4 protein-coding genes and 1 pseudogene are annotated in these 5,489 nt (G+C 59.1%); 2 read left to right on the forward strand and 3 right to left on the reverse strand.

The genetic code is table 11. The features are described from left to right. Both NW820_RS00495 and NW820_RS00500 read left to right on the forward strand, forming a co-directional pair. Positions 1-402, forward strand: a pseudogene (locus NW820_RS00495) (serine/threonine protein kinase); the annotation flags it as partial. A gap of 3 nt (positions 403-405) precedes the next feature. Next, positions 406-2,760 (forward strand): transglycosylase domain-containing protein, encoded by a 2,355-nt coding sequence (locus tag NW820_RS00500; RefSeq protein ID WP_414406388.1) that lies wholly within the window; start codon positions 406-408, stop codon positions 2,758-2,760. Between the two features lie 147 nt (positions 2,761-2,907). On the opposite strand, the gene NW820_RS00505 is transcribed toward NW820_RS00500, so the two are convergent. The 3 genes from NW820_RS00505 to NW820_RS00515 form a co-directional block, all read right to left on the reverse strand. After that, positions 2,908-3,276 (reverse strand): YccF domain-containing protein, encoded by a 369-nt coding sequence (locus NW820_RS00505; RefSeq protein ID WP_414343163.1) that lies wholly within the window; start codon positions 3,274-3,276, stop codon positions 2,908-2,910. A 131-nt stretch (positions 3,277-3,407) separates the two neighbouring features. After that, positions 3,408-4,688: an MDR family MFS transporter gene (locus tag NW820_RS00510; RefSeq protein WP_011432585.1), complete on the reverse strand. Its 1,281-nt coding sequence runs from the start codon at positions 4,686-4,688 to the stop codon at positions 3,408-3,410. A gap of 43 nt (positions 4,689-4,731) precedes the next feature. Next, positions 4,732-4,950: a hypothetical protein gene (locus tag NW820_RS00515; RefSeq protein WP_414331694.1), complete on the reverse strand. Its 219-nt coding sequence runs from the start codon at positions 4,948-4,950 to the stop codon at positions 4,732-4,734. Positions 4,951-5,489: the final 539 nt, after the last annotated feature.

Here is a 5,489-nt window from a genome sequence, read left to right on the forward strand (position 1 = left end):
CTGGCCCTGCGGCAAACCGAAGCCACCGTCACCGATGGCGTACCCACCCCGCAAGTGGAAGGACTCTTGGAGGATATGCTGCAAGCCCCCTTGCCTGCTCAACTGCAGCGAGAACTGCAGGCTGTGCGCGAGGGACGTTCCGGGCGAGTGCAATTCCGCGTTGGCCCCTGGGCCGGCAGGATCGAACGCAACGCCCAAGGCCATCTTTACATGGCCCTCTGGGATCCCACGCTGCCCAGCGGTGCTCCACCACCTTCCCCCTCCTCTCCCACCCTACCCCCGGCTGCCCCCGTTGCCCGGCCTCCCAAGGCCCGTAACCTCAATTCAGCAGCAGGCGGCCCTCGTCCCGGCCAGACCATGCAGGAGCTGCTGCGCCGTGCGCGCGAATTGCGGGGGGACTGAGCCATGTCTGCTTCTGAAGACAAAAAGCCGCTGTTGAGCACCGTCGCTCGCCTCTTCAAAACTCTGGCGAGGCCTTTCCCTGTCGGGCCTACAGCTCTCCTCAAACCCCCCGAACCTCCTCCCCCCAAGCGCCCGGTGCGCCTGCGGATTACCTGCCCAGGAGAGCCCCCCCAGGTGGTTGCCCTGAAGGGATCCGACATTCTCGGTCGCAGCCAGACGGTGGCCACCATTCGCATCCCTGCCCCCGCGGTGAGCCATCTCCACGCCCACATCCGTCCCCGCCCGGATTGGCGCCTGCCCGGTCTGGGTTGGCGGATCCCGTTGCCCCCTATTCTCTACTGGCTGGGGTGGAATGCCGGTCGCTACCAGCTAGAAGATCAAGACTCGACCAACGGCGTTTTCCGCCTCAAACCCTTCGGTGGTGTCGAGCGGGTGCGCCGGGTGATCTTGCGGCATGGCCAGCAACTGAGCCTTGGCCCGCCTCGGGATCCGGAGAGCGTCTGGATTCAAGTGCTGGATCCACCCCCACCACAGGTGTATGGGGTGCGCGGCTGCCTCATCCTGATGGTGGTCTTGGGGCTGGGGGCGAGGATTTGGATCGGCCATGAGTGGAGCAAGTTCTCAGTGGAGCCACCCCTCTCCGCGGATCGCAACCCCCTGATCGTCCTGGCCGGGGATCAGCAGACGGAGCTGCGCCGCCATCAGGGGGACACCTACCGGGAGCTGCCCAACCTAGAAGCTTTTGGCCCAATTCTGCCCAAGGTGGTGGTCGCCGCTGAAGATCACCGCTTTTACTCCCACTTTGGGGTGGATCTGCTGGGCATTGCCCGCGCCTTTTGGGTGAACCTGCGCTCGGGGGAAGTGCAGCAGGGGGGCAGCTCCATCAGCCAACAACTGGCCCGCACCGTGCTGCGGGACTACACCGGCTCCGGCAACACCTTCGGGCGCAAGCTGCGGGAGGCCGTCGCCGCCCTGAAGCTGGAACAGCGCTACAGCAAAGACGAAATCCTCGCTCTCTACCTCAACAATGTTTACCTGGGCAACGGCATCTACGGCTTTGAAACTGCTGCCCAGTTCTATTTCGGGATCCCAAGCCGCCAGCTCAGCCTTTCCGAAGCTGCGACCTTGGCGGCCATTTTGCCCGCGCCCAACGCCTTTAACCCCGTCGCCAACTATGATGCCGCCGTTCGAGGCCGGGATCGGGTGTTGGATCGCCTGAGCGAGCTGAAAGTCTTCCCCGAAGAGGAGATTCGGCGGGCCCGGCGCAGTCGCCTCACCCTCAACCCCAATTTGCGCTCCCAAACCTCGACAGTTGCTCCCTACTTTTACAGTGCCGTCTTCCAGGAGCTGCGGCAGCTCTTGGGCCAAGACCTCTCGGCAGAGGGCAACTTCATCATCGAAACCACGGTGCATCTGCCCTACCAGCGTTTGGCAGAGCAAGTCCTGGCCCAAACGGTGCGCGAGTCGGGATCCCGCTTGGGCTTCAGCCAAGGCGCTTTGGTCAGTCTCGACAGCCGCAACGGCGAAGTGCTGGCTTTGGTGGGCGGGATCGACTACAACGCCAGCCCCTTCAACCGGGCTACCCAAGCTCAAAGGCAGCCGGGCTCCACCTTCAAAGTGTTCACCTATGCGGCTGCCCTCACCCAGGGGATCCCTCTCTCCCAAGTGTTGTCGTGCGAGCCCCTCACCTGGGGCAACCTCACCTTTCGCGGCTGTCGCTCGGGAGCGGCCCCTATGGATTTGGCCCGCGGCCTGATCCTCTCCGAAAACGTGATTGCCCTGCGGTTGGCCCAACAAGTCGGTCTAGAGCAAGTGGTGGCGACGGCCCGGCAAATGGGCATCCAATCGCCGTTGCAACCCTATCCTTCTATGGTGATTGGCACCATGGAGGTGAACTTGCTGGAGTTGACAGCAGCCTTCACTCCTTTTGCCAATCGTGGCCTTTGGTCAAGGCCCCACACCATCCGCCGCATCTTGGATAGCAGCGATTGCGCCAACCCCAACGACTTTCGCACCTGCCGTGAGATTTACCCTGGTCGGGAGGATCCCCGTTCTCAGCGACTTGTCCTGCCAGAAACCGTCGCCCAACAGATGACAGCCGTACTGCAAGGGGTGATCAGCTCCGGCACCGGCACTGCTGCCCGGCTCGGCATTGGAGAAGCCGGTAAAACCGGCACCACCACCGCCAACAAGGATCTGCTCTTTATCGGCTACACGCCCAACCCTCCCCTGGTGACCGGCATTTGGCTGGGCAATGATGACTCCAGCCCAACACGAGGAAGCAGCAGCATAGCTGCTCAAACTTGGGGAAATTACACGAGGCAAGTCATTACCAATAGTTTGACGATGGTTCAATAGAGCAACTCCGAGAGCAGCCTTGGCAATTGGCAACCCCAAATCCTGACAACCCGACAGAAAACTCTCCTGCATCCCAAGTGAGAAATGCCTAATAACCAGTTTGGCCGTACCCCTCAATAAACCCACAATCTAGGTTCACCCACTTTCTCAGCGCAGATCTCGGCCAAAGGGCAACAACGACAAAATAATTAACTTCATGTGTTGTTTGGCAAAGGGGATCCCAACAATGGTGATTGCCAGAATCACAGCCCAGAAGAGATGGTTAAGCACCAACGGCCAGCCAAACAGCAATAGCCAGATGACGTTAAAGATCAGCAGCAGCGGGCTGTTGGCATCGGGATACTCCACCACTTCCTTTCCGAAGGGGGCAAGCACTGCAAACCCCAGTTTGATGCTCTGCCAGCCAAAGGGAATGCCGATGATTGTCAGGCAAAGGCTCAGTCCTCCTAAGATGTAGCCCAAACCTGTCAGCAAACCCCCGAAGATTAGCCAGATGATGTTGCCAATCAAGCTCATGATTCAGATCCTCCACCGTTGAGACCAAATTGCAGGCTACAAGAGCAGAACTAGCCTTCCTGTTCGACATCCATACTCTAACCAGCTGTTGGCCAAGACTGGGATCCCAAAATCTGCTTCTTTCCTGGGCTCTAGCGTTCTGCGTCACCGAGGGGAGCGGGCTCCATCACCGGAGGCACTGCGGCCCTATTCACCTTGCAGGGCAGAATGCGGTTCAGAAAGCGGAGGATCCCCCAAACCCAACTGACGGTGATCACCCAAAAGATCCACAACCCGCTTGCCCACGGTTGCGGCAAGTCCAAGGCCATCCCCCCAATCATTGGGCCAAGAGCAAACCCCGCCGCCCAGCAGAGGGAGTTGACCGACAGATACACCCCCCGCAAGTGATCCGGCGCCAAATCCGCCACCAAAGCAGAGGCAGAGGGGTTGTAGCTCACCAACGCCAAAGAGAGCACCGCCAGCGCCAAGACTGCCACCGCCGGGGCCGGAGCCCCCAATTCCGCCGCCAGACCGCTAAGCCAAACCAAAAGAAATCCCACCCCCCACATCAGGGCGGATCCCTGCAACCCTTGGATGCGCGTCCGGCGATTCAACCAACGGGCCACCGGCATCTGCAGCAGAGCGATCAAGGCCCCATGCAAGGCAAACAAAATGCCGATTTGCACCTCTGGGATCCCTACCCCATTGCGGAAGTAAAGGGGCATGCTGCTGCTGAGCTGGGCCACATAGGTGGTGAACAGGATATTCGACAGGCCAAACACCAAAAGGGAGCGATCTCTAAGGGCGGTTTTCCAACCTGCCAACACAGGCTCTGCTGCCGGACAAGTCGCCCGAGTTTCCCGGATAAAAAACCAAAGTACTGCCAGAAAGATTAGAAAAGTGACACCGTCGATTACAAACAAGAGCCGATAGGCCCCCGTCAGAGCCACCAGCGTGCTGGCCATAGCCACCCCAAGGCTGAGGCCCAGGTTATCCCCCAGACGGTTGAGAGCGTAGGCTTCGTTGCGCTGCTCACGAGTGGTTAGATCTGCTACAATCGCTTCCGCAGGCGGCCAGTACAACCCCTGCCCCAAGCCTGCAGCCATATTGGCCAGGGCAAAACTCCAGAAGTCATAGGAGAGCGCAAACCCAAACGACCCCAAGGTGGAAATAGCCAGAGAGAGGATCAAAGTGGAACGGCGCCCCCAAGCTCCATCGGCCATCGAGCCGCCCAGGATGCGGCCAAACACCCCGGCAAAAGCCATAATGCCTAGCCCCAGGCCCACTTGGGTGGCGGTCAGCCCCACCTGATTCACAAAAAAGAGACTGGCATAAAACAAGGTAAAGCCGGTTCCAGTTTGGGAAAGCAGCCGACCGATAAAGATCAGCCAAACCTGAAAACTGAGCTTCGGCCACCAAGAAGGGATCCACATGTTGAGTGCAGCAGGATGTTGAGTGCAGCAGGGGAGGGCCTACCTAGCCTACGGGATCCCGATCCTTGAGGCCAGGGCAAGGAGCCTGCTCTGACAAGTAAACTGAAAATTTGTGCAGCCAGGCTTGATGTTCGTTGCCAGAAGGCTCTTCACCCAGCGAGCCAGCAGACAGGGCAACCCATTTCCCCAACTCCAAATATTCGCTCAACAGCCGCGCCAACTTATAAACTCGATAATCGAGCTGCACTAAGCTACTTTTCATCTGCCCCAAAACACCCAGTCCTCTTCTGAGCCAACTTACAACCTTCAACCTTTCCCAAAACCTGCTGATCGCGTCAGCGGGACGAAGTCCTTGCAGGAAGCCAACCCCCATCTTGCTTGCTGCAGCCGAGGCGCAAGTTCCCTTTGCCCACAACAGAGCACCTGTAGCTCAGCCGCAAACCTGGACAAAGCTAGAAGAAGCTGTGCCTTACAGTTCTAGTACCAACAATTTTAACTAACGGGGGTGCGGGGGCAATAGGTCCCATGCTCTAGCCGCAGGGTGAGCACTGGGATACATGGATCCCCGCCATACCCCTGAGCGAAATCTGTAGTAAAGCCTACTTATGCTGGCGGTAACCTACAAGTACTGGGCTTATCCAGATGCCTCCCAACAAACCAGCTCACGGGCGGACGACGGGGATTGACCTGGTTTTGGAGCAATTCCTGACAACTTCAGAGGGCGCTTTTGGGAACGGCCCAAGGGCTTCAAAGCCCTGCAAGGCCAGCTGAGAAGGCTGCAACCCAGGGGGGCGAGAAAAC

Origin of the sequence: Synechococcus sp. R55.7 (assembly GCF_047461955.1) — a bacterium.
GTDB lineage: Bacteria > Cyanobacteriota > Cyanobacteriia > Thermostichales > Thermostichaceae > Thermostichus.

Bases quoted from the DNA above. Each gene is read 5' to 3' on its own strand.
- NW820_RS00500 (WP_414406388.1), top strand. From the start codon at position 406: ATGTCTGCTTCTGAAGACAAAAAGCCGCTGTTGAGCACCGTCGCTCGC.
- NW820_RS00505 (WP_414343163.1), bottom strand. From the start codon at position 3,276: ATGAGCTTGATTGGCAACATCATCTGGCTAATCTTCGGGGGTTTGCTG.
- NW820_RS00510 (WP_011432585.1), bottom strand. From the start codon at position 4,688: ATGTGGATCCCTTCTTGGTGGCCGAAGCTCAGTTTTCAGGTTTGGCTG.
- NW820_RS00515 (WP_414331694.1), bottom strand. From the start codon at position 4,950: ATGAAAAGTAGCTTAGTGCAGCTCGATTATCGAGTTTATAAGTTGGCG.